Source organism: Rhabdochromatium marinum (assembly GCF_016583795.1).
Classification (GTDB): domain Bacteria; phylum Pseudomonadota; class Gammaproteobacteria; order Chromatiales; family Chromatiaceae; genus Rhabdochromatium; species Rhabdochromatium marinum.
Genome location: NZ_NRRS01000143.1, coordinates 1 through 2,303, shown reverse-complemented (window position 1 = coordinate 2,303; position 2,303 = coordinate 1). Strand labels below are relative to the sequence as shown.

General features: G+C 51.3%; 1 protein-coding gene. It reads left to right on the top strand.

Annotation, left to right across the window (positions count from 1 at the left end; translation table 11 throughout):
* Positions 1-149 precede the first annotated feature (149 nt).
* On the top strand, positions 150-2,075 hold the full coding sequence (locus CKO36_RS18770; protein WP_200286429.1) for an ATP-binding protein: 1,926 nt from the start codon (positions 150-152) through the stop codon (positions 2,073-2,075).
* Positions 2,076-2,303 lie beyond the last annotated feature (228 nt).

Sequence of the window (2,303 nt, the reverse complement as noted above, 5' to 3'; positions counted from 1 at the left end):
CATCGGCGCTGTCCTTGGGTTGGGTTGCACCTCCAAGACTACGCCTTTCCCGGACTCCTGCCGCCCCATGCCTCGCGCTGATCACCTACTGAAATTGTTGGTTTTGGACCGAGGGATGATCAAGGCCGGAATATGTTAAGCGGTCGGGTTTGAACCATGCCAATCACCGGCAAATCATTCCCGATTGGCTGTTAGACCATGCAGTGACCCAACCAACAGTCAGAAGTGTCCTGCGGACTGTCTCGCGCTACCGCGAGTTAGGGAAACAACTCAAGCGCGAACCAATCGAAACAGAATTTAACCAAGGCAGCAATCCCAACATTCAGTCATCATCCATCGACTGGGCTAAGAAATGGGCCGATCATCAGGATCGGAAACCTCCTGTCGAGCTGACCTATTTGCCTCAAGATCGGGCACGCTTGCTGAGTGATTTTGTCAGAGAATCTATCCTCGAGCATGAATCGCTCGAAGCCGTACCAATCGAACAGGATAGCGGTGATACAAAAACAGTTGATTATTCAATGTCCGTCGGTGGAGTGGTTCGCATCCGGCGACAGATCGCGATTTGCGACAAACCCAATCAGCACTGCCAATTGGCCAAACAGATCGAAGACTTCCTGGACCAAGCCGTTGGGCAACCAATTATTGTTCCCCATCGTAAAAACGGCTTTCCAAAAGGCAAAAAAACGCAGATTTCTGAAGCTCTGACAAAACTTAAGACGCTTCAAGGATTGACGATTGAACTGTCCTCGCGCGAATGGCAAGCTCTTGATGACGCACTTGAGTTCATCCGCCAGCACCCAAACGAAGCAGGCTTCCTGCACTGGCGCCAACAAGAGAAATGGCTGCGGCAGTTGTTTCCGCCATTACAGGAGTTGATTAAACTCCCTGCGAAAGAACTCCATGAATCAAATTCTGACCCACTACCCCAAACAAACGCTCCCCCTGAAGTAACCGCCCCCCAGCACCTCTTGACCTTTCCATTATTGATTGGTCATGATCAGAATCAACAACCCGTATATTGGGATCCTGATCAAGACCAGTCAAACGCCTTGAACAATTTTGGTTTTCTGGTGACTGGAGATGCTGGTTCGGGTAAGACACAGACGATCAACTGTCTGATTGCAGCCTGCTGCCTAGCGAAATTCACGGTCACAATCTTCGATTTTAAGGCGGACTACTGGCAGCCTGAATTCGTCGAGCCACTCGGAATCGATGTCTACGATCTTCGCACCCGTGGATTACCCTTTAATCCGTTAAAGCCACCACCAGAGGGGCCGTCGGGTGTCCAACCGATCGCCTACACTTATGAGTTGCGGGATATTCTGGGTAATGTGTTCAATTTGGGTGATCAGCAACGCAACCAGTTGCAGCAAGCGCTGGCCGGCGCTTATCAGGAAGCGGGCATTCCGCTGCAAGAGTGGGTGCAACCAGACAGCAAAACATGGCCACCCTTCACCAGGGTGATTGCCCGAATGAAGGAAACGCATGGCGATAACAACCCTGCTGCAATGCGGTTGCAACAACTGGTTGATCTCCAGCTTTTTCCGCCTGAGCACGGAGCGATTGTCAATTTCGACCATTTTATGCAAGGGCGCCTTGCACTCAAGCTGTCTGATCTGCCCAGCGACACCATCAAGAAAGCCTTGGCTGAACTCTTGCTTGTGCAGATTCATGGCTATGCAATGCGCAGAGAACAGCCCAAAAAGCTCCAACACCTCATCGTATTCGATGAAGCTCATCGAGTCGCGGAGAACAAAAAGCTCGAATTACTGGTTCGCGAGGGCCGCGCCTTTGGTATTGGCTTGGTCCTGGGTACCCAGTTTCCAGGCGACGTGCCCCCCAGCATTGCTGGCAACCTCGCAACTGCGCTATACCTCATGAACAATCAGGCAGAGCATCGCCGGGATGTCGTCAAACGTGTATGCGGTTCGACCTCAGATACAGCGGCCAAATCATTGCTCAAAGTTGTCAATAGCTTTAAACAATTTCAAGGCTTGATGACCAATGTCCATTACGAGCGCGCGATTATCAATCTCCTGCCTTATTTTAAACGCCAAGCAAGCACACAATAATCAGTCAACATGCATAATAGGCCGTTCAATAGCACAAGCATGCCCCATAACTAAATCTTTGCATCCGGACGTTCTCATCCAAACGCCCCCTCGCGGGTTTGGGCCTTGATCATCCCTCGGTCCAAAACCAACAATTTCAGTAGGTGATCAGCGCGAGGCATGGGGCGGCAGGAGTCCGGGAAAGGCGTAGTCTTGGAGGTGCAACCCAACCCAAGGACAGCGCCGATG